The organism is Paenibacillus sp. FSL R5-0810, from assembly GCF_038002285.1.
Taxonomy (GTDB): Bacteria; Bacillota; Bacilli; order Paenibacillales; family Paenibacillaceae; genus Paenibacillus_AQ; species Paenibacillus_AQ lactis.
Genome location: NZ_JBBOCF010000001.1, coordinates 5,237,654 through 5,260,336 on the forward strand (window position 1 = coordinate 5,237,654; position 22,683 = coordinate 5,260,336).

The window sequence follows — 22,683 nt, forward strand, 5'->3', positions numbered from 1 at the left end:
ATGGAGAACCACACAAATTATTTAGTTGAGAAAACAGACTGTATTCTTTATTATGCGGAACCAAGTCTATCGAACGAACAGGGTACAGGCTGGATCGGGGGGAATGCACCGGACTTCTTTGATGATCAAGCAGACCTTATCCACGAAGGTAATCAAAAATATTATTTTTACATGTGCCTCGTCCATCCCTTTAAACCGGAGAGCATGATTTCGATCTTCATCCCAGAGGACTATGAGGAATATTTGGACAATAATGTTTATCCGAAGTGCTCGATAAAGGTGGTCGAGCATCCAATTTCAAAGGAAAGCGTTAAAGAGACGTTCACGAATCCAGGTCTCTTAAAACATGGAATTTCCGCCGGGGATATAAGCAATGACGAGAAATCCATGGATCAGTCTTTTTTGATCAAGCTAGGCGGGAATCCGAGACTTATCCAAAATAACGACTACTATTTCACGAAGCTGAAGGAGGAGTCATACTCTTTTTTATTTCAGGTAGATGAAGATGGTTACCCCGATATGCTTCTTCGAGACGACTACAGTTATCCTTTTGGTTTTGGATCTCTATATATTTTTGCGAAGATTGGGGCGGAGGGGATACAACATCCAATAGCAGGTTTTTGGCAATTCTCATGATTTGTGGAGGGGGCGCAAAGCAATGATCGGATCCTGGAGGATTGCTGGAAACGAAGTACGGATAAAACCCCGATCGAAGCAAAATGGCAATCTTGTCAAAAGAACCGACCACTGACTTGCGTTGCATGCGGAGGACGGTCTTTTTGTTATCCGATTTCTTGATGAATTAGTCGAATCATCAGTAACTGCAGTCATTCCTGAGTCTCGTTAGCGAGTGAATGAGCCCGGAAGGACTGAAGAAATTGCAACATATCGGATGGAGCGGCCGTAAGTTTTTTTATTTTCATAGTATGATAATGTTGAGAAAAGATGGGACAAGCGGAAAGGTGGAACACAATGAACGAGCTGCAGAAGGAAGCGCTGGAAGAGATGGAAACGGCCATTCATACATGGTTTGACGAGCAGGAGAATCGAAAGAACGCAGAGGAAGTGGTCTTACGCACCACGCTGCAAGTAGGCATCTTTAACTCTGTCATGCTGGATTATCGGCCGGGGAGGACAAGCGTTGACAGCTTGAAACCTTTGGGGAGCGCGGCAGGCAATAAGTCGATGAGAGTTTCGCCCTTTACACGAGAGCAGATATTGCATGAGGTTCAGCCACTGCTCGTGAAAATCGTACGGGAGAGGCTGAACAAGGTGGAAACGTCGCCGCTGATCGATTACCGGTTTACCTTTCAAGGAACCTTCGCGACAGCAGACGGTCTTGTCGAATTAACGGTGCTGGAAACCGAATATGAAGCGAAAAAGCAGCAGCTTCTGGAGCGAATTCATTCCTATATCGAGAAGAAAATCGAGAAGGGCACTTATCCGACAAAGCCGCTGGAAACCTTCTTTTTGGCGCGTCATCTGCTGGATCCGCATTTGTTCCCTGAACCGGAGGCCGCAAAGACAATCGCTTTATTTGACCGGATCCAAGAATTGAATAAAGGCCGGGTTGAGGCGCTTGCGGAGCATCGAAGAGATATTATTATGGCCTTGACCAGCTGGGCCGAGGATATATTCCTGCCACGCTACTATGACGTTACCCGTTCCGAATACAGGGCCAATGAGTATGTGATCAAGCCGGATGCGGTTCTTGAGAACAAGGATGAGCCGAACCAGCCTATTGACCTTCTGTTGTACGGCGGAGTAATGATTATTCGGTATGAGCCAAACTATAGCAAGATTAGAGGGCAGACTTTTCTGGAGCTGGCGGAGCAGCTTGGCAGCGGCAAAGCCTCACGTATGCTGAAACAGGGCAGCGATAGCTTCTCACACGACGAAGTCAATATGCGCCATGAGTTGGTCGAATGCAAGGCGAACAATGTTTTTTCCCTTTTCACCATCGTTATTCGCAAGGAAGAAGCCGGGGCGTATGAGCGGGCGATATCGTTTATTCTCTCGCTGCTCCGAAAGGACTTCCCGAAAAGCTACAAAATCAAGCTAAAATCCAGCGTGAGAGAGTATTTGCCCATCAAGGGGCTGGCCAAATCGGATACGCACCGTTTTTTTGCGAATGCTCTGGCTTATTCCGAGCTGCATCCGTTATTAGAGGAGTACGCTCGTGAGGCGATGGTAGAATTCGAGTGGTATGAAGATGCGGAGGATGAAAAAAGCGTCATGCCGGGCAGTTATGCCGTGTTTGGGCTGGGGCTTTCCTCTGAGCGGTATTTTCCGCTTGTTGAAGCTTATATGGACCTTGTAGATGATGAGCATCAGCTGATGCATGACAAGTTTACAGCCGTTTTCGCCGAAACCTATGGCATTACGGAACGCTCGACGCCGACCTTGATCGCCAGTCTGCTGCGCTCCCACGATTCGTTGAAGCTGAAGATTCAGCCGGAGCTGGAGAACGAAGACAAGCTGACGCTGTTCGTGCAGCAAATAGAGACGCTGTCGGACGACGAGGCCGAGCGGGTACTGTATCCGATCTGGGGCAAGCCGGAGAAGCTGACTGCATTGGCTCGCAAGGCGCAGGGACCGCGCAAGGAGCTGCTGCTTCGTCTGCTAAAAGCGGCGGGCATAGACTGATGGCTCGGTGAAGTGACGATCTTAATAAGCAAATGGTGAGGAGAAGGTTAAGGGTCATTACTTGAAGCGAGGGGAATAGGTGAGACGCATTGAAAGCAAATCGGATGGAAGCATTCAGCGATGGGGTTCTGGCCATTATTATTACGATCATGGTGCTGGAATTCAAAGTGCCGGAAGGCCATGACTGGCATGCGCTAATCGCACTTGGCCCGAAAGTTGTTAGCTATATCTTCAGTTTCGTATATATCGGGATCTACTGGAACAATCATCATCATCTGCTGCATATGGTTCGAACCATGAACGGGAGATTGATGTGGCTCAACTTGCTGCTCCTCTTTTGGCTATCCCTTGTGCCGTTCACGACGGCGTGGATGGGGGAAAGCCATTTTGCACCTACTCCAACGGCGCTGTACGGTATTATTCTGCTCCTGGCGGCGTTCTCGTATTGGCTGCTTCAGCGCATGATCATGAGCCAGCATTCCGGTGATTCCTCATTCGTTGCAGCGATGGGGAAGGACTGGAAGGGGAAACTATCACCGTTACTCTACTTGACTGCGGCCTTGACCGCTTACGTGAGTGTCTGGATATCCGGGTTCTTTTTCGTACTTGTTGCCGTGGTTTGGTTCATGCCGGATAAGCGAATCGAGCATGTCCTGAGAAGCCGCTAAGAATGGTTCTTCGTTTCATGCATGCCTGGGTTGAGGGTTTAATATGGTGGGAATGAATGGGGTATGTGGTGACTACATACTCCATTCATTTCTAATAGCACGCATATACGATTGACAGTCAGTTCCCCAAGGTATTGATAATGAAAAATGTTAGTTATCTATAACTAACGAAAGGAGGATCCCAACAGTTCGGCTACCCTGCTCTATTTGCATCATGCGCGGTTTCGGGGTTCATTGCTTTACTGGTCTTCATGGGTTTTGTAAGACGAACCTTATTACACAGTAAGGAGGAACATGTCGGCAATATTCATGCATCAAGCTGAGCATATTTTTTTTGAAGTGGGTGTTAGTTATAAGTAACTAACAATTTACGATTGCACTTGAACCTTACGCAACGTAATGATTTACATTAGAGTTACCGGTACATAGCTAGCGCAAAATGAGTGGAGATGGTTCATGAAGAGACATTGGGCAAGGAAATAGAAGGGGAGGTAGGAACATGATTATAGGAGAAAATGAGCTTATTGCTTCGCGCGAGTACGATGTCCCGCAGGAGCTTGTGTTTCGGGCATGGACAACCCCTGATTTATTAGCAAAGTGGTGGGGACCGAGAGGCTTCAAGAATACGTTTCACGAGTGCGATATACGGCCGGGAGGTACGTGGAAGTTCACTATGCACGGACCGGATGGCGTGGATTATCCTAACCATAATGTCTTTGTTGAGCTTGTCCCGGCGGAGCGGGTCGTGATTGATCATCTGAACGTTCACGAATTTCGGGTGACGGGTACCTTCGAAGACTTGGATAGCCGAACCAGGGTCACCTTCCGTCAAAATTTCAAGAAGAAAGAGGAGTTTGAAAAAGCGAAGCCCATCTGCATAGAAGCTAATGAACAGCAGCTTGATCGGTTGGGCAAGGTGCTGGCGGAAATGGCCGACTAGCTTTTTAGATTGAGATATACGTATACCCGAGAAGACTGCAGCTTAAGTGATGACTTTAGAATTGTCGCCGTTCACGGTCCCTGTCGGGACTCGGACGGCGATTTTTGTTATGCTGGATCCAGAGAAATGGATAGGGGGGCGGGGAGGGCAGGATGAAAAAGATACTGATCGTAGATGATGAAGCCGATCTTCGCAAACTGCTCACGGATTACTTTGAAATAAACGGGTATTTTGTGATGACGGCGAAGGATGGCAGCGAGGCGCTGCGGCAACTAGAGAATCAACCGGATCTTGTGCTGCTGGATATCAATATGCCGGAGCTTGACGGTCTGGAATTATGCAGGAAAATCCGGCATTTTGTGTCCTGTCCGATTCTGTTTCTAACCGCCCGCGACGAGGATGCGGATAAAATATCGGGATTTCAGGCCGGAGGGGATGACTATATAGCCAAGCCGTTCAGTATTCATGAGCTGGGTGCCAGGGTAGAGGCACATTTGCGCAGGGAGATGCGAAGCCAAACGAAAACGTCCGTACGATTTAGCGAAGATTTGGCCATTGATTATTCGGCTCGCGCGCTTTACATCCACGATGTACGAATTCCCTTGGCCAAAAAAGAGTTCGATATTATAGAGCTATTGTCCATGCATCCCGGAATGGTGTTCGACAAAGAGCGTATTTTTGAAAAAGTGTGGGGACTGGACGGCGAAGGCGACAGCGCCGTAATAGCGGAGCATATCCGGCGAATTCGTGTCAAATTGAAAGAGCATGGCTGCGCCGACAGGATTGAAACGGTATGGGGAGTGGGTTACAAATGGCGAAAATGATAAACTGGCTGAGCCTGAAGCGGTTAACCTTGCTGCAATCGTTCATCCTATTATGCTGCCTTACGCTCATCGCCGTTCTAGTCGTCATCACATTGGAGTTTAGATGGGCGGAAAGCATACGGTTGCGGTTTGCCGGCTATTCTTCCGTGAACGACTGGTTGCTGCCATCCCTCGTTGCTGTTGTCCTGTTAACGGTTGCCGTCAGCATCGTCCTGATGGGCAGCTTGTTCTATCGGTGGAAACTGAAACAACCGCTTGAAATCTTGATGCAGGCATCGGAGAAAATTTCGGCGAACGATTTGGGGTTTCATATTTCTTACGACAGCCGGGATGAGATGGGGGAATTATGCCGTGTATTTGAGAACATGCGCGGTCAGTTGGAGAAGAACCACCAAACGCTTTGGCGATCGGCCGAAGAGCGAAGACAACTTAACGCTATTTTTGCCCATGATCTGAGAACACCTCTGTCCGTTCTAAAAGGATACTCTGAGTTTCTGACCGCTTACTTGCCGGAGCGCAAAATATCCGAGGAGAAACTCTTGGACACGATTCAAACGATGCAGGCGCATATCGTCCGTCTTGAAAGCTTCACGGAGGCGATGAATTCTATTCAGAAGCTGGAGGATATGCCGGTACAGAGCCGCAGGATTGAAACGGATGAGCTCATCTCCTTGCTGAATGACAGCGCACGCCAAATTACCGGACGGAATGGTAAGACTTTCGGTTCATCCATTGCCGAGGAAGCGAACGAAATAACGGTCGATGTCCATTTGACGATGCAGGTTTTTGAGAATTTGATCGTAAATGCAGCGCGTTATGCCTCTAGTCACGTAAGCGTTCATTATAACGTCGGCAAGGACCTCTTTTCTATAACCGTCGCGGATGACGGCGCAGGCTTTTCCGAGGTGACGCTCCGCAAGGCCGTGCTTCCCTTTTATCGCGGAGAGGTATGGGATGCGAATGAACATCACGGACTGGGGCTTTACATTTGCAAAGTTCTTTGCGAAAAGCATGAGGGGAGTCTGCAGGTAGCCAACGGCCTCCATGGCGGTGGGAGCGTAACGGCAAGTTTTTGGTACGGAGTTGATAAATAGTTGAAAAAGATCGATTAGCATTTCCTTAACATGAAATAAGGAGTGCTGGTATGAGAACCGTAGAGAAGAAAATGTGGCTAGTCTTGAGTTGTTTCCTGCTATTGATGGGCATCCTGGCCAGACCCGCTTCCGCCGTTGAAGCTCGAAGCAAAACAGAAGTCCAACAGGAGATCGATGAATACGTTAAAAAAACAATGAGCGCCAATCATATTCAGGGTGCGGCCCTTGCCATCGTTCATAACGATGAGGTGTTCTATACGCAAGGGTACGGCGCTACAGAGGGCCGTGATATAAACGACCGCACCCCGTTTCCTATTGCTTCGTTAAGCAAATCTTTTACGGCACTGGCTGTCCTTCAGCTGGCGGACAAAGGATTAATCGAGCTTGATGCGCCGTACGCATCATATTTTCCCGACCTCGCACCTAAGGACGAGCGCGTTCGCGATATTACCGTTCGGGATTTGCTCAACCAGACAAGCGGACTTAATGACAAGGTGAATCCCGACATGACCCGTTCGGCCCCATATCAATCGCTGCAGCAGGTTAACGAGTCGTTGAACGCGGTTCAGCTAGCGAATGATCCTGGAGCAGCTTATAGCTATCACAATCCGAACTATCAATATTTGGCTTTATTGGTCGAAACAATGAGCGGACAGAACTTCTCCGATTACTTGGAGGATCATATCTTTGAGCCTCTGGGAATGAGAGATACCTTTAATGTGAGCAACACACGGCAGATCAATGAGAACTCCGCCATTCCGCGGGGACATTATATATTGCTTGGCCATCCTGTAAGACAGTCTGAACCTTCTTGGTTCGTTGACGGACCCGCCGGTATGATTTCGACTGCCGAGGATATGGCCAAGTGGATGCTCGCCCAATATAATGGCAGGCTTCTTACGCCAGAGCTGATGGAGCAGTACCACACGGCCGGACAGAAGGGCCCGTATGGAATGGGGTGGCTTGCGGAAGAGGATGAGCAAGGGGGCCGGAGGATTTCCCATAGCGGAATTCTATGGACGTATAAGGCGGAAGAGACGATCGATTTGGATCAGCGGCTGGGCATTGCTATGATGTTTAACTCCGGTTTAAACGCCTTTGTCGATTATTCGGCTTTTGTCGACGGAATCGCAAAGATTATGAAAGGCGAAAAGATTGAATCGAGTATCGTAAGCAGCAAAAATATGGAGGCGGTTATGATTCTCCTGGTGCTTGCGACGATTGCTTGGGGGATCTATAGGCTCTATCGTATCCATCGAAGCAACAAGGCCATGACAACCGGTAAATGGATCGTTTCATTAGCCGGGGGACTGCTCCCTGTCTTGATTCTATTATTTCTGTCGCCGTTAGCTACATTTATTGGAGCCGGTCGAGTATTGCCCTGGTATGGACTATGGACCGCCATGTCATCGCTGATCATATGGCTGGTTGTATTATCGCTCGTAAATATAACGGTTATAGTATGCCGGCTCAGATTGTATTACCAGGCAAAGAAGATGAAGGGAATAACCGCCTCACCTTAGAGGCGATTCTGAGCCAGCGAAGGCGGCCCCACCGGCAACATTTGCTACAAAAATCAACCCCTATACCAATATCCATCAAACTATGATATGGTAGATAAAACCCATAGGCATTCCACTCCTCGGAGTGGGGTGCCTTCGTCTGTATTTGCGGGGTTTTTACATTTAATGTATTGCGATCGATCTGATAGGATGGAGGTCTGGATGCTATGTTTCTCTATTGATCCCCGTTCAGGGGAGGTTCGACGGCTGCTGTTACAGCGCTAAGATCACTCATGTAAAGGAGAGGTAGAGCATGGCTGCATGCATTCATACAGAAAGACGTCCGCGATTAAATTCTTCGGGACTTCGTAATTTACGTCAGAAGGGGCGTTTGCCAGGGGTTGTGTTCGGCAAAAACGCAGATAACGAAATCATTCACATTTCCACGAAACAATTTGAGAAATGGCTAAAGAGAGGGGCATCTGGCTTTATTGAGCTGCAGATGGAAGGGGACCGATCCATGACGGTGCTGCTGGAGGATCTTCAGCGGAACCCGGTAACCCGCGCCCTTGTGCATGTCGACTTTCAGCTCGTCCAGACGGGCGAAATCATTCGTACGAAGCTCGGGGTGAAATTCGTAGGGACTCCGATCGGAACCAAGTCAGGCGGCGTTGTGCAAATCCAGGACCCTTATGTTGAAGTAGAGGCTTTCCCGAAAGACCTGCCAACCACCGTTGAGCTGGACATCAGTGCGATGGAAGTCGGAGATACACGCTTCGTGAAAGACCTGATCCTACCGCCTGAAGTGACGGTCATCTCCGGGGATAACGAGCTTCTCGTATCCGTATCGAAGCCTTAATGAGATAGAGGCTGTCTCTGTTTGAAGGGGCTCTAATAGCCAGGCATCCTATGTATTGGGCAGTTTATATGAAAAGAGTCCGGTAATAAATATACCGGGCTCTTTTTCATTTATATCCGCTAGCGATTTATAATGGTTGATAAAGCCCCTCTATTTCAGGCTCATTGTTAGAGAACGATCGGTAAGAAACCGTCTTTTACATATTGGCCGAAAGGAATGTGCCCGCCCGAACCCTCGTTACCGATCAACGGGATGCCAGCGTTCTCGATTTGCTCGGTTACCTCGAAAAATCCCGAGCAAGCCTGACAACCTCCTTTAATGATTCCGGATTTCATCACTTGCTTGAACAAAGCGTGAAATGGGTGCTCCGGCTTGCCGAACTCATCGGGCCACTGCGTCCCTAACCCGTCAAATACGATTTCAACTTCGCAGCCTGCTTCGTAAAGCTCTTGCCCGTACAAAAGTCCATGAACCGCCTTGCCGACATCCTGTTGGTTCGCATGAATCACAATCAGAAACTTTTCCGCTACCATCGTTCTTCCTCCTTGTTTTCGATTACCCAAACTCGATTTGTACCATTTTCGGTATAAAGCACCTCGTCGATCTCGAACCGTACCAACCGCTCCGCACCTGGAAAGCGGGATATTTCGTTATCTTCCCATATGATTTCCGAGCGCCCCGTCAGTTGCAGGTAATGCCCGTTATCGAAATCGACGAATAATAAACCGGTACTTGGGTTGCAGTAGATGTTGCCTAACGTATTGAACATGGAATTGCCGTAATAATCGGGAAAAAGAAGCGTGCGTTCGTCAAGCATCTTTACAAAACCCGGCGGCCCTCCCCGATGCGAAGCGTCGGCATTCCCCTCAGGGCCGATACTGCCGATGAAAAAAGTGTCCGCATTCCGAATCTGCGCCGATTGCACGGCATTGAGCTCCGAACTGTGCTCAGCTAATTTAGGAACTCTCCGGGAACCGGCTTCGAACAACGCTGTTCTTCTTTGAATGTATTTCGGACAATTGCCGTAAACTTGTTCGATGTTGATAACTAGCCGATGATCGCTGTCAACCACGGCCTGGCCGTTCATTCTTAATCTCGATTTCTTGTAGAGGTCGATCGCTAGCAATCCGAGATTCGAATTGCCCCCTAAGTGATGAATCAGGGGATCTCCTTCCACGGGAACGGCTTCGATCACCAAGGTGACTTCGTCTAACAGCTCGATAAATCCCGGGTTGCCGGTTAACAGCGAACACCAGACTTTCCCGTTCTTGTCAATGGAAGAAGCGATGATCAGCGTCTGCTTCGATAAAAAAACCGCCGCGCCCTTAGGAAATCTGCTCTTGATCATTCTTCCGTTCTGCTCTGCGATCGCCTCGGCGCCTGCTAATCTTTGTACGGCCAGTTCACCGGAATGGTACACATTGTCGCTGGACATGCTGCTTAACCTCTGATTGCCGCGCGGCCCGGTTCGATATCGTCCCGGTATCCGTCATACGCCTGGTGATATTCCATAATTCGCGCTACCTCCGAAATAAAGGTTTCGTCATAGCCCGCCCGGCGCAGCAGGTGAAACCCGAGTTCCATGCCGGAAGCGATGCCGCCGGCGGTGATCATCCGACCGCTGTCCACGACCCGGGCGCGGCTGATCTTGCACGCCGGGGCGATTTCCGCGAGTCGGTCGATCGGCACTTTGCCGAGCGTTGATGCCTCCAATCGGTCAGCTTCCTTCCGGCTCGTCGCGGCGATGCCATCGAGCAGTCCCATCTGACCGTACACCCAGGAACCGGTGCATACGCTCGTCAGCAGGCATGATTCCGGCAAAGAACGGATGTACCTGTGCAGTCGGCCGTTATGCATTTCCTGTCGGGTACCGAAGCCCCCTGGAATCAGGAACGCATCCATGTCAGGCTCGTCGTGGAAACTATAGTTGGGCAGTACGGTAAGACCAGCTTGCGTCTGAATAGGATGCATTGCGTCTGCAACGAGGAATGCCTCAAGCTCGGGAGCCAGTCTGCGGGCCACAGAGAATACCCCGTACGGGGCGGCATAGTCCACGATTTCCGCATCCTTGAACACGTATATGCCAAGGCGGAAGCCCGGGATGATGTTCTTTTCCTTTTCCTTCTCCTTCTCCATCTCCATCGTAACCCTCCTACATTTTCATTGTTCCGGAACTAACTCCTATGCTATCATCGTATTACATATTCGAAAAACGAAAATAAACGATGCATAATATCGGATAATTCGATATCACAAGGAGGACAAAGCGTGCTGGAGAAGCTGGAAGGGCGGTTTCTGGTCACATTCCTAACCGTAGTGGGAGAGGGAAGCTTCAGCCGTGCGGCTGATAAGCTGGGGTACGTGCAGTCGACTGTCACCTCACAGATTCAAATGCTGGAGCAAATCTGTGGGAATAAACTGTTTCACCGGCTTTCCCGTGGCGTAAAACCGACGGACGCCGGAGAGAAGCTGGCCGTTTATGCCAGGCAATTTGTACAGCTTGGGCAAATGCTGGAGGAGGATTTAGGGAGTCTGGAACGACCGCGAGGGCCTGTCCGTGTGCGGGCGCTCGAATCGTTCTGCGTTACGCGGCTAAGCGGATTCTTGAATCCGTTTTTCGCCGAATATCCGGAAGTGACGCTTCTGCTCGAGACCGGATTCCAAGGAGATATTGTCGACCAGGTCGCCTCCCATGAGATTGATTTCGGTATCGTACCGAAAGACCCCGAGCGGGAAGACATTCTGTTCGAGCCACTCGTCGAAGAAAATTTAGTGCTCGTTTGTTCGAATGAACTCGCCAGCCGGATCCGCTCCGAAGATTGGAGCGGATTAACCGGTGTTCAGGTGATCGGCTTTGGCAGTCGCTGTGTCTACCACAACGACGGTCTGCGCATATTGGCGGAGCTGGGACTGCCCGCTTCCGCACCACAAGCAGAGTTTCCAAGCACAGAGATGATCCGCTCTATGGTCGCATGCGGACTCGGCATTGCGTTTGTGCCGGAGATCACCATGGAGAAGGAGCTTGCCACAGGATCGGTTGTCAGTATTCCACTGCCTAAGCCGGTCCGCTTGAACCACGGACTGATCTGGCATAGAGATAGGGTGCTCGGCACACCTGCTAAAGTATTTCGAGGGAAGCTGCTGGAGTACATTACGAGACATCCGAATAGAGCATTCGAATGGTCCGATTAGGATCGAGTATGATTTCAACTCGGTATAATACTTTGGAAATATATTTATTTATGTGGATAAAGTATGAAAATTGAGGATGAACCGACCTGGAATTGGGGTCGGTTTTTTCTTTTGGAGCCGCAATGCCGTATGTCCCAAATAATCGGTTGCTTGTAAAGAGGGGATGTCACTGATATACAATTCCTGATTTTGGAGCATAAAATCCGGATTTAACATAGATTTTACAAGACATTTACATATATATCATTGAATATGTCAGTGACATTCTTTATGTTCAAATTAGATCCCTTGCGGATTCGAGTCGACTCAACGATTAGAGGGATAATGTGATGAAAGATATCCGTTTGACCAAACAGAACCAACTCTATCACCGGGTGGCCGATCAGGTCATCGAGATTATTCAAAGCCGCAGGCTGCGGCCGCATGATCCGGTTCCTTCGGAGGGCGAGCTTGCCAAGCTGTTTGGCGTCAGCCGAATGACGAGCAAGCTAGCGCTGCAAAAGCTGGCCGAGCAGGGTCTGGTGTACCGCTTGCCCCGAAGAGGAACGTTCCTTGCCGAACCGAAAGACGGACGCATCACGCAAGGAGGGTTCCCTCCCCAGGATCCCGAGGCGGCTCCGGCGGTCGAGAAGCGGAGCGGGCAGATCGCGCTCATCATGCCTCACCTGTCCGATTATACTGCCCGAATCATCGCCGCCGCCGAGGCCGAAGTGCGAAAGCACGGCTGCGACCTCATTTTGAAAATGACGAAGGATTGCGACGATGAGGAGCTTTGCCTGGAAAGGCTGGCCGAAGGAGGAATCACCGGCATTATTTTATTCCCTCAGGGGAGGAAGACCTGCAGCGACCAGGTTTTACGGTTAAAGCTGCAAAAGCTGCCGCTTGTCATCATCGACCGCATTTTCCATGAAGTGGAGATCGACTGCGTCTATCACGACCACTATATGGGCTCCTACCAAATGACCAAGTATTTGATCGGGAAGGGGCACCGGGAAATCGGCTATACGTCGAACGCGATCGATCATATCACAAGCAGGGAGGAGCGGTACCAAGGGTATATCCAGGCGCTGCTCGACCATAAAATCCCGGTAAAATACCAGAACATTCACTTCAGGAGCGTGGCTTGCAATACCAGCCGCATCCATGAGCGAGATCCGGAACAGGAGCGGTTCATTCAGGACAACCCCCACATGACCGCCATCATGTGCGGTGATGACCACGTGGCCATTTCGACGATATATACCGCACTCCATATGGATATCCCGGTCCCTGACAAGCTGTCCATCGTCGGGTTCTCCGATATCCAGTTGGCAGCCTATATTCCGATTCCGCTCACGACGGTTCGACAAGATACCGAGAGGCTTGCCCGATCGGCCGTTGATTTGCTGATGAAGCGTGTTGGCAGCTCCAACGAGAATCCAATCACCATTAAAATTCAAACATCGATTGTAGAACGAAAATCCGTTCTAACCAGGACGTAACATGGATCGCTACAGTTTGCATGGTAAGGAGAAATGACTTTTGAAAATACACTTTCTAGGAACCGCAGCCGCAGAGGGCTTTCCCAATGCATTTTGCCACTGCGAGTATTGTGCCAAAGCGCGGGAGCTAGGCGGCAAAAATATCCGCACGCGAACTTCCGCCATCATTGACGATGTCATCAAGTTTGACTATTCCCCGGATTCCTATATGCAGGCGCTGCGGGACAACATTGACCTTGGGGCCATCGAGCATCTGCTCGTCACCCATTCCCATTCGGATCATTATAATGCCGCTGATCTGGAATGCCGGAGGGAAGGAATTGCGCACGGCCTTCAGCATCCGATGCACATTTATGGCAATGGTACCGTGATGCATCATACGCGTGCCGCGATCGGCCGTTTTGAAGGACAAAGGTATGCGTTCCATCTGGTGCGTCCGTTTGAGACGTTCATGATGGGCGATGCGCGGGTAACGCCATTGTTGGCGGATCATGACCGCATGGAAACCTGCCTGCTGTACGTGATTGAGAAGGATGGAAAAGCACTGCTGTACGGACATGATTCAGGGTGGTTTCCGGATGCGACGTGGGCGTGGTTAAAGGGCAAAAATCTGGATTGCGCCATCCTCGACTGCACGCACGGATATACGGGAAATTCCCGCGACCGCAATCATATGTGCGTGGAAACGGTGCTGGAGGCTCAGCGCGAGTTCCAGAAAGAAAGCATTCTGAAGCCCGAAGGCAAAATCGTCGTCACGCACTTTAGCCATAATTCCAAGCTGCTTCACGAGGATTTTGTCCGCATCTTCAATCCCGTCGGAATTGTGCCGGCATACGACGGGTTAATCATAAACATTTGAAACGAATAAGAAGAATGATTAAAAGGAGAGTTGGGATAATCATGAGAAAATGGACGATGGCAGCTTTGCTTCTCATTTTGTGTCTGGTCGTATCGGCTTGCGGCGGCAACAATGCCGGCAATGCAAACACGGGCGATTCGGGGGCCGCAGCGCCGGCCGGAACATCGGCTGGGACGGATTCGTCTTCCGAACCGGCCAAGAATGAGAAGCTGATCGTGTACACGAATGCGAACTCTGACGGCCGCGGCGAATGGTTAATCGAGCAAGCGAAGAGCGCGGGCTTTGACATTGAAATTGTTGGGGCGGGCGGCGCCGATTTGACGAACCGGTTGATCGCAGAGAAGAACAACCCGATCGCGGACGTTGTATACGGCTTGAACAATATGCTGTATGAGAATTTGAAGAAGGAAGACGTGCTGGCTAAGTTTGTTCCAAGCTGGGCCGGAGATGTTGAACAGGGTCTGAACGATCCGGAAGGCTACTATCATGGTCTTGTGAAGCAAGCGATTCTGCTTGGGTACAACCCGAACGAATTCACGGCCGATACCGCCCCGAAGGACTGGACGGACCTTTATAAGAACGACGCGTTCAAAGGGAAGTATGAGGCTCCGACGCTCCTTGGACAAAATACCCCTCGCCTTGTCGTAGCGGGGATTCTGACAAGATTCCAGAATCCAAATGGTGATCTCGGCATCTCGGAGGAAGGCTGGAACGAAATTCAGCAGCTCTATGATAACGGGGTTAACGCTGTCGAGGGCGAAGACTTCTATGCCAATTTGGCCAGCGGCAAAACACCGCTGGGAGCGCTGGTCTCCGGAACCCTGGAGCAGAAGGAAGAGCAGTATAAAGTGAAGGCAGGCATCGTCAGTCCGGAAATCGGCGTGCCGATGGTTGTAGAGCACGCTGCGATTGTAAATGGAACGAAGAAGCAGGCAACGGCGGAACGATTCGTGGAATGGATGGGATCCGCAGAAGTCCAAGGACAATTCGCGGCACAGTTCAATGCGATGCCGGCCAATACGAAAGCGGCCGAGCAAGCCAACGCGTCCGTCAAGGAGCTGTATTCTACCTTAAAACCGCAGGAGCTGGATTGGGCCTTTATCGCCGAAAACATGGATCAGTGGGCGGAGAAAATCGAGCTGGAGATTATGCAATAAGAAGGAATGGAGTCAAGCCGGCTGTATATTGGGAGGCCAATATACAGCCGTTCATTCAAGAACAACAAAAAGGAAGAGTATACGATGATTACATTCCAGAGCGTTGATATTAAATTCGGAGCGTTTCATGCGGTCAAGAACCTCAATTTGCATATTCGGGAAGGGGAGTTTTTCACGTTCCTTGGTCCTTCGGGCTGCGGAAAAACGACGACCCTTCGCAGTCTGGTCGGGTTTATTACGCCTACGAGCGGACGGATCCTGTTGAAGGATACCGACATTACTCATCTGCCGATCGAGAAAAGAGAGATCGGTATGGTGTTTCAAAGCTATGCACTGTTTCCGACAATGAATGTGTTCGAGAATATCGCCTTCGGCTTGCGGGTAAAGAAGATTTCCAAGGCTGAAGTGGACCAAAGGGTACGGGATATTGCCCGTAAGGTCGATTTGAAGGATGAACAGCTGTTCAAGAAGGTATCGGAATTATCCGGCGGACAGCAGCAGCGCGTGGCGATTGCCAGGGCGCTGGTGTTAACGCCGAGTATCCTGGTGCTGGATGAACCCTTATCCAATTTGGACGCTAAGCTGAGGGTACAGCTTCGAAACGAGCTGAAGGAATTGCAGAAGAAATTCGGGATCACGACGATCTATGTCACGCACGATCAGGAAGAAGCGTTAACGCTGTCCGATCGGATCGGCGTATTCAATCAGGGGGTTCTGGAGCAAGTAGGCACGCCCCAGGAGGTCTATAACCAATCCCAGACGGAGTTTGTGTGTAATTTTATCGGGGATATTAACCGGATCGATCCGCAGGCGATAACAAACAGCCGGCTGCATGAGGTGGTCCATCCGGGAAACATCGCCTATGTCCGGAATGAAAAGGTCAGCCTGCTGCCCCTGCCGGGCATTGATACGATCCAGCTGAAGGGCAAGATTGCGGAGCGGGAATTTTACGGATTATACAGCAAATATGTGCTGGAGATTGCCGGCGGCGGACAATTAAAGACCATAGAAAAAGAGAGCCGGCTTGTCCATCATGAGGTTGGCGACGAGGTGGATATTTACATTCCGGTAGGCGATATTTTGCAGTACCCGATGAAGGAGGGGGAAGCATGAATGTCCGGAGCCTAAACACCCGGCTGGCTTCCATGAACCCGATCGCCATTATCCTGTACGGATTGATTATTTGGTTCGTCATTGCCTTTCTGATTTACCCGAACTTGAATATTTATGGCGAAATCTTCTTTAAAGACGGCAAATTTACGCTGGAGGCAGCGGAAAAGCTGCTGTCGTCCGAACGCGCGATGAGAAGTTTGTACAACAGCTTTATCCTGGCGTTCTCGCTTGTCGTTACGGTAAACATCGTGGGCATTACGCTCGTGCTGATCTCGGAATACTTCGATATCAAAGGCGCGAAGATCTTAAAGCTCGGATATTCGACGACGCTGATTTACAGCGGGGTCGTGCTGGTGTCCGGATATAAATTCGTGTATGGCGAAGAGGGGTTTATGACCAAGCTCTTGGTCCGCTTATTCCCTTCTTTTGATACAACCTGGTTTCATGGCTACTGGGCAGTTCTATTCGTCATGACGTTCGCCTGCACGTCCAACCACTTCCTGTTTATGGGCAATGCGATTCGCAAAATCGACTTTCAGACCATAGAAGCGGCGCGAAATATGGGAGCCTCAACGTGGTACATCCTAAGAAGAGTTGTGCTTCCGGTTCTGAAGCCTACCATTTATGCGCTAACGATCCTGACTTTCCTGACCGGCCTTGCCGCCACGTCTGCACCGCTCATCCTGGGCGGGAAGGAATTCCAGACGATTACGCCGATGATCCTGACATTTTCGAAAAGCATGACGTCGAGGGATCTGGCCGCGCTGCTGGCCCTTATTCTCGGTTTGGCAACGCTGGTACTGTTAACCGTGATGATCCGGTTTGAACGAAAGGGCAATTTCATGTCGGTCTCCAAAGTCAAATCCGAGCTGGTCAAGCAAAAGATTCGCCACAAATTCGGGAATATCGCCGCTCATATTCTGGCTTACGGCCTGTTTGTGCTCTATATCGTTCCGGTCGTGCTCATCATCCTCTTTTCGTTCACCGATTCGGCCAGCATTACTACCGCCACGCTGAATCCGAGCAGCTTCACCTTGGACAATTACATTCAAGTGTTTTCATCCATGTCCGCATTCAAGCCTTATCTCGTGAGCATCGTCTATGCCGCGGCAGCCTCGGTCATCGTCGTAGCGTTGACGCTGGCGGTCTCAAGATTATTGCATAAATATAATAACAAGTGGACGCTTGCCCTGGAATATTCGCTGCTGATCCCGTGGATCCTGCCTTCGACATTAATCGCGATCGGACTGATCGTAACGTTTAATACGCCCCAGCTGGTGATCGGGAATTCGGTTCTGGTGGGAACGGTCTGGATGCTGTTGATCGCGTATGTAATCGTTCATATTCCTTTCACCCTGCGTATGGTAAAGGCATCATTCTTCAGCTTGGACAGCAATTTGGAAGATGCGGCAAGAAACCTTGGCGCCAAACCCTTCTATACGTTCAGGAAAGTGCTGCTGCCCATCATTCTTCCGTCAACGCTAGCGGTACTCGCTTTGAACTTTAACGGGATTTTGGCGGATTACGACGTTACGGTGTTCCTCTATCATCCCCTGTACCAACCGTTAGGAATCGTCATCAAGAACAGCACGGATGCGCAGGCCGCAGCGGATACCAAAGCGTTAACCTTGGTGTATTCCGTTATATTGATGATCATGTCCACCATTACTTTATATTTTGTATATGGCAGAAACAGCAGAACTTGAAGGTAAAAATTCTGAAATAACGGCATACTATAGAACAATGCACATCCCTGACACATGAAAGATAATACTTGACATCAAACGTATTGGTGATATACATTGTTTCTAATATTTAAAACGTTGAAAAGGAATAGTACGTTTTTCAAAACGTGAAGAGAGCTGTTGGATGGTGCGAAACAGCCGTGGAGAAAATCGGAACTCGCCTTGGAGTTGCTCGCTGAACCCGTAGAGTAGGTGGAGCCGGAGCCTGACCGTTATCTTCAGGAGGATGCAAGGATTGTGCGTTGCTGCCAGCCCTGTATCCGTAGAGTGCATGCTGATGACGGCATGAATTCGGAGTGGTACCGCGTAAGATGTCAAAGTCTTTCGTCTCCTGTTATTGGAGATGGAAGGCTTTTTTTGTGCATCCGGATCTTTTGCAGTTAAGCACAGGAAATCGATGAGAGGAAGGATATCCATGAAAAATGTTGAGAAATACGCCAGAGGATATTTTATGCCGCCGGAGACAAGCTTGAGCTGGACCCAAAAGGAATATATTACCGAGGCGCCGATTTGGTGCAGCGTCGACCTTCGCGACGGAAACCAGGCATTGATCGTTCCGATGAATTTGGAGGAAAAGCTGGAGTACTTCAAATTGCTTGTGGAGATCGGGTTCAAGGAGATCGAGGTCGGATTCCCCGCGGCATCGGAGACGGAGTTTACCTTTCTGCGCACATTGATTGAGCAGGATTTGATCCCGGATGACGTTACGATCCAAGTGCTGACCCAATCGAGAGAGCACATCATCCGCAAAACGTTCGAATCGCTGAAGGGCGCGAAGAAGGCCGTTGTCCATTTGTACAACTCGACCTCCGTAGCGCAGCGGGAGCAGGTATTCCGCAAGTCCAAACAAGAGATTATCGACATCGCCGTGAGCGGCGCCAAGCTGCTCAAGGAATGCGCCGAGGAGACGGAAGGGAACTTTCAGTTCCAGTATTCGCCGGAGAGCTTTACCGGAACGGAGATCGAATTTGCGCTGGATATCTGCAACAGTGTGCTCGACGTATGGCAGCCGACGGCCGAGAACCCGGTCATCATTAACCTTCCTGCAACAGTCTCCATGTCGATGCCTCACGTCTACGCAAGCCAGATCGAGTATATGAGCGAGCATCTGAGCTTCCGGGAGCATGTCATTTTGTCGGTCCATCCGCATAACGACAGAGGAACGGGCGTGGCGGATGCGGAGCTGGGAATGCTGGCCGGAGCCCAGCGCGTCGAGGGCACGTTGTTCGGAAACGGCGAAAGAACGGGGAACGTCGACATTGTGACGCTGGCGCTCAACATGTACTCGCACGGGGTGGACCCGAAGCTGAATTTTGAGAACATCCCTGCGATTATCTCCGTCTATGAACGGCTGACCAAGATGAAAGTAAGCGAGAGACATCCATACGGAGGCGAGCTGGTATTCACCGCTTTCTCGGGTTCGCACCAGGATGCGATTGCGAAAGGAATGAAGTGGCGCGAGGAACAAGAGCCGCGGCATTGGTCGGTTCCTTATCTGCTGATTGATCCCAAGGATATCGGCAGGGAGTATGAAGGCGATATTATCCGCATTAACAGCCAGTCCGGCAAAGGCGGCATCGGATATGTCCTGCAGCTGAAGTACGGGCTCGATCTCCCGGCGAAAATGCGCGAAAACTTCGGATACTTCGTGAAAAACGTATCGGATCAGCAGCAGAAGGAACTGATGCCTGAAGAAATCTACGATATTTTCGTGAAGGAATATGTGAATATAACTTCGCCTGTCGAGTTTATCAAATACCGGATGACGGATAATGAAGATTTCCATACGACCGTTACGATCCGGACCGGCCATGAAGTCAAGGAGATTGAAGGCACCGGAAACGGAAGACTTGATGCAATCAGCAATGCGCTTCAAACCGAGCTTGGAATGAACTATACCGATCTGATCTATAAAGAGCACGCATTGGAAACAGGCTCGAAGTCACAAGCGGTCTCTTACATCGGTATAACGGCTGCTGACGGCAGCGTATATTGGGGCTGCGGCATTGATGTTGATATCATGACCTCGTCTGTAAAAGCACTGTTTAGCGCTGTGAATCAATTTAGCCGGAACCGAGCCAACTAAAGTCCGAGTTCATGGACTGCTTATAGAACAAGAACAACCGACCTGCTTTTGGGGTCGGTTTTTTTATTTGGCGTCCTCAGCGATCATGTCACAAAAGACATCTGCTATTTGTCTCATCTATGTATCAGAAATACAGGATAAGGGAGAGATCGAAGTTGGAAACACTGCTCGTTATCAATGCACACCCCATGGTGGATGACGATTCGTCGATAAGCCTGCAAGTGCTCCATCATTTTCTGGAGACGTATAGAGAGATGAATCCGGAGGGGCCAATCGAACAGATCGATTTATATCGGGAAACCATTCCTTGCATAGACCGGACCTTTCTGAGCCTATATGATAAAAGGAGAAGCGGAGAGCCTTTGACTGAAGAGGAGCAGGCGCTCGACTCCCGCATGACGGAAATTCTGCAGCAATTTAAGCGTGCGAAGAGATATGTCATTGCCATGCCGCTCCATAACTTTAACATTCCCTCCAAGCTGAAAGACTATATCGATAACATTCTGATCGCTAAAGAGACGTTCGCCTATACGGACAAGGGATCGGTCGGTCTGCTAACCGACGGCAGAAACGTGCTTGTCATTCAAGCAAGCGATGGAATCTATACGAATCAGGATTGGTACACGGAAGTCGAGTATTCTCACAAGTATTTAAAGGCGATGTTTAACTTTATGGGCGTCGACTATCAAATTATCCGTGCTCAAGGGAGCTATTCACGGGGAAAGGATGAAGTTTTAGCCCAGGCCTTCCGTGAAGCCGAGTCTGCGGCGGCGTCCTTTGCAAGATCGGTTCATGTTGAGGGAGCGATCAAGTAATTTCACCATTGCATACCGTGCAACTGTCCGATGAGGACGTTATCATGAGATCACTCCGTTGATGAATTGGCACCTCGAACGAGGTGCCTTTTTTTGTTACGGCGAGATTTGGAACAGTGTACATTCAGCCATTATGTTATCTTGGGCAATCCGGCTCGTTCAGAAAATATTAGTCAGCTCGTTTGCATTGATGGATAGGACAATGATATTCAATGCAGCGAATACGAGGGCAGGTGCTGTTTTTCCGAAAGTGTCCCGAGCTTTAAGGTGCACGAAGCATGCGACCAGCATCGTGATACCAAGCCATACCCCGGCCCAAGCGGTTGCCCAGCCATACCAGTAGCCAGCGATGAGCGCGGCAGCTCCGACTAATTGAACGATGCCGGTAACGACGCGAAAATCTCTGGGAGAGCCCAAGGTGGGCAAAGATCTCGGCCCAGTACTTGGCTCCGATGATTTTGGCCGTGCCCGAGAATAGATAATACGCCACAAGTAAGCTCTGAAGTACGATCGAGAACAGGATCATGCAAATCCCTCCATATATAATAGAATGAAAAGCTGTTTACTCGCTTAACGTGACCAAGTCCAGCTCCTTCATGCGTGCCGGATCGGAAATCACATCGATTCCATTGATCTTCCCATCCGCATAGTCGATAGCCAATACGAGGAGCAATTGCCCCCCAGGTGAAATGACGACGCCGACCTCTCCGTTGACGAGAGCCGGCCGTGCCGCTTTGGCGCGTCCCCACATCAGTTGTTCGGCCACAGCATGGGTACCGCGGACTTCCTTCGGAGCGTTCTCGCGATCGTTACGCAGCACGACTCCCGGGTTGAGGACCTGAAGCAATGCGCCGAGATCGCCGCTCCGCGCCGCCGCCAGAAAGGAATCAACGAGTCTCCTCTGAATGGAGAGGTCCGTCTTGGAAGAAGTCTTTGCTCCTTGTATGCGGCGGCGCGCACGGCTGGCCATTTGCCTCGCTGCGGCCTCGGAGCAGCCTATAATAGGGGCAATCTCCGCATAGGGAATGGCAAAAATGTCATGCAGCACGAATGCAACCCGCTCATCGGCACTCAAGGTGTCAAGCACTACGAGCAATGCTAGGCCGATCGAATCAGCCAGCAACGCCTCCCGCTCCGGGTCACCCCCAGCTTCAAGTTCGGTGGACTTTCCGATTTCGTAAGCCTCCATTGATTCTTCGCGCCGTGCCTTTCGGGAACGCAGCATGTCAAGGCATACCCGAGACACGACGGTTGTCAGCCACCCTCCGATATTCTCGATCGCATCCGTCTCGGAGCGGTTCAATCGAAACCACGATTCCTGAACGGCATCTTCTGCCTCGTTCCAGCTCCCGAGTATTCGGTAAGCTACCGATCGCAGATGGGAACGATGGGCTTCGAATTGATCCGTAAGCCAATGGGTGTCGGTCATTGAAAAGTCTCCCTTCTATAAGCTCTCATTGGATTGACGTATGGAAACGTGCCGATGTGACAGATTGGAAAATAAATAATCGTGCCCATCGCATCAACAAAGCCGGGTGAAGCTCCTTTCATGAAGGTTCAAACATTGGCCAACCTGCGGCTTGCTCCCCCGGGAGTGTTGATGGTCGAGCGTATATGCTTACACTTTACCTTCAATATTAAGAAACCAGAAGTAATATTTGGTTTATTTTTTTCGAACGAGGTTGACAGTTAATGGAACAGA

At 50.1% G+C, this 22,683-nt stretch carries 21 protein-coding genes and 1 other annotated feature; of the genes, 16 read left to right on the forward strand and 5 right to left on the reverse strand.

What is annotated here, in order from left to right; genetic code table 11:
* The 8 genes from MKX76_RS23310 (at position 1) to MKX76_RS23345 (ending at position 8,533) form a co-directional block, all read left to right on the forward strand.
* Positions 1–636 carry a hypothetical protein gene (locus MKX76_RS23310; RefSeq protein ID WP_341034664.1) on the forward strand — a complete coding sequence of 212 codons (636 nt, stop codon included), beginning with the start codon at positions 1–3 and terminating at the stop codon, positions 634–636.
* Between the two features lie 336 nt (positions 637–972).
* A complete protein-coding gene (locus MKX76_RS23315; RefSeq protein WP_341034665.1) occupies positions 973–2,646 on the forward strand; it encodes a DUF6138 family protein in 1,674 nt (557 codons plus the stop codon).
* Between the two features lie 89 nt (positions 2,647–2,735).
* The gene (locus tag MKX76_RS23320; protein WP_341034666.1) at positions 2,736–3,314 is read left to right on the forward strand and encodes a TMEM175 family protein; all 579 of its coding nucleotides are present in this window, start codon (positions 2,736–2,738) and stop codon (positions 3,312–3,314) included.
* A gap of 499 nt (positions 3,315–3,813) precedes the next feature.
* On the forward strand, positions 3,814–4,254 hold the full coding sequence (locus tag MKX76_RS23325; RefSeq protein WP_007129127.1) for an SRPBCC family protein: 441 nt from the start codon (positions 3,814–3,816) through the stop codon (positions 4,252–4,254).
* Between the two features lie 152 nt (positions 4,255–4,406).
* Positions 4,407–5,078 (forward strand): response regulator transcription factor, encoded by a 672-nt coding sequence (locus MKX76_RS23330; protein WP_251535873.1) that lies wholly within the window; start codon positions 4,407–4,409, stop codon positions 5,076–5,078.
* A complete protein-coding gene (locus tag MKX76_RS23335) occupies positions 5,066–6,172 on the forward strand; it encodes a HAMP domain-containing sensor histidine kinase (RefSeq protein WP_251535872.1) in 1,107 nt (368 codons plus the stop codon). Before MKX76_RS23330 ends, MKX76_RS23335 begins: the two co-directional genes overlap by 13 nt.
* A 50-nt stretch (positions 6,173–6,222) precedes the next feature.
* Positions 6,223–7,695: a serine hydrolase domain-containing protein gene (locus MKX76_RS23340; protein ID WP_341034667.1), complete on the forward strand. Its 1,473-nt coding sequence runs from the start codon at positions 6,223–6,225 to the stop codon at positions 7,693–7,695.
* A 292-nt stretch (positions 7,696–7,987) separates the two neighbouring features.
* Positions 7,988–8,533 carry a 50S ribosomal protein L25 gene (locus tag MKX76_RS23345; RefSeq protein ID WP_341034668.1) on the forward strand — a complete coding sequence of 182 codons (546 nt, stop codon included), beginning with the start codon at positions 7,988–7,990 and terminating at the stop codon, positions 8,531–8,533.
* 167 nt (positions 8,534–8,700) lie between these two features.
* On the opposite strand, the gene MKX76_RS23350 is transcribed toward MKX76_RS23345, so the two are convergent.
* The 3 genes from MKX76_RS23350 to MKX76_RS23360 are packed head-to-tail and all read right to left on the reverse strand — an operon-like array spanning position 8,701 to position 10,675.
* Positions 8,701–9,066: a hypothetical protein gene (locus tag MKX76_RS23350; RefSeq protein WP_341034669.1), complete on the reverse strand. Its 366-nt coding sequence runs from the start codon at positions 9,064–9,066 to the stop codon at positions 8,701–8,703.
* On the reverse strand, positions 9,060–9,968 hold the full coding sequence (locus MKX76_RS23355; protein ID WP_341034670.1) for a pyridoxamine 5'-phosphate oxidase family protein: 909 nt from the start codon (positions 9,966–9,968) through the stop codon (positions 9,060–9,062). Before MKX76_RS23355 ends, MKX76_RS23350 begins: the two co-directional genes overlap by 7 nt.
* 5 nt (positions 9,969–9,973) lie before the next feature.
* The gene (locus MKX76_RS23360) at positions 9,974–10,675 is read right to left on the reverse strand and encodes a DJ-1/PfpI family protein (protein WP_341034671.1); all 702 of its coding nucleotides are present in this window, start codon (positions 10,673–10,675) and stop codon (positions 9,974–9,976) included.
* A gap of 126 nt (positions 10,676–10,801) precedes the next feature.
* Here MKX76_RS23360 and MKX76_RS23365 point away from each other — a divergent pair, with 126 nt between their 5' ends.
* From MKX76_RS23365 to MKX76_RS23400, 8 genes are all read left to right on the forward strand, one after another.
* Positions 10,802–11,725, forward strand: coding sequence for a LysR family transcriptional regulator (locus MKX76_RS23365; protein ID WP_341034672.1), 924 nt, complete (start codon positions 10,802–10,804; stop codon positions 11,723–11,725).
* Between the two features lie 329 nt (positions 11,726–12,054).
* The gene (locus MKX76_RS23370; RefSeq protein WP_341034673.1) at positions 12,055–13,206 is read left to right on the forward strand and encodes a GntR family transcriptional regulator; all 1,152 of its coding nucleotides are present in this window, start codon (positions 12,055–12,057) and stop codon (positions 13,204–13,206) included.
* Positions 13,207–13,246: 40 nt separating this feature from the next.
* Entirely contained in the window at positions 13,247–14,065 is an 819-nt protein-coding gene (locus tag MKX76_RS23375) for an MBL fold metallo-hydrolase (protein ID WP_210094139.1), read from the forward strand.
* A 41-nt stretch (positions 14,066–14,106) separates the two neighbouring features.
* Positions 14,107–15,222: an extracellular solute-binding protein gene (locus MKX76_RS23380; RefSeq protein ID WP_341034674.1), complete on the forward strand. Its 1,116-nt coding sequence runs from the start codon at positions 14,107–14,109 to the stop codon at positions 15,220–15,222.
* An 84-nt stretch (positions 15,223–15,306) separates the two neighbouring features.
* Positions 15,307–16,335 carry an ABC transporter ATP-binding protein gene (locus MKX76_RS23385; RefSeq protein WP_341034675.1) on the forward strand — a complete coding sequence of 343 codons (1,029 nt, stop codon included), beginning with the start codon at positions 15,307–15,309 and terminating at the stop codon, positions 16,333–16,335.
* The gene (locus MKX76_RS23390) at positions 16,332–18,041 is read left to right on the forward strand and encodes an ABC transporter permease (protein WP_251535866.1); all 1,710 of its coding nucleotides are present in this window, start codon (positions 16,332–16,334) and stop codon (positions 18,039–18,041) included. Before MKX76_RS23385 ends, MKX76_RS23390 begins: the two co-directional genes overlap by 4 nt.
* 108 nt (positions 18,042–18,149) lie before the next feature.
* Positions 18,150–18,415: a binding site (T-box leader), on the forward strand.
* Positions 18,416–18,495: 80 nt separating this feature from the next.
* Positions 18,496–20,166, forward strand: coding sequence for a 2-isopropylmalate synthase (gene leuA, locus MKX76_RS23395; protein ID WP_213616777.1), 1,671 nt, complete (start codon positions 18,496–18,498; stop codon positions 20,164–20,166).
* Between the two features lie 155 nt (positions 20,167–20,321).
* Entirely contained in the window at positions 20,322–20,981 is a 660-nt protein-coding gene (locus MKX76_RS23400) for an FMN-dependent NADH-azoreductase (protein ID WP_213616779.1), read from the forward strand.
* A 159-nt stretch (positions 20,982–21,140) separates the two neighbouring features.
* Here the strand turns inward: MKX76_RS23400 and MKX76_RS23405 are convergent, their stop codons facing one another.
* Both MKX76_RS23405 and MKX76_RS23410 read right to left on the reverse strand, forming a co-directional pair.
* Entirely contained in the window at positions 21,141–21,398 is a 258-nt protein-coding gene (locus tag MKX76_RS23405) for a DoxX family protein (RefSeq protein WP_341034676.1), read from the reverse strand.
* A gap of 145 nt (positions 21,399–21,543) precedes the next feature.
* Positions 21,544–22,410 carry a sigma-70 family RNA polymerase sigma factor gene (locus MKX76_RS23410; protein WP_213616783.1) on the reverse strand — a complete coding sequence of 289 codons (867 nt, stop codon included), beginning with the start codon at positions 22,408–22,410 and terminating at the stop codon, positions 21,544–21,546.
* Positions 22,411–22,683 lie beyond the last annotated feature (273 nt).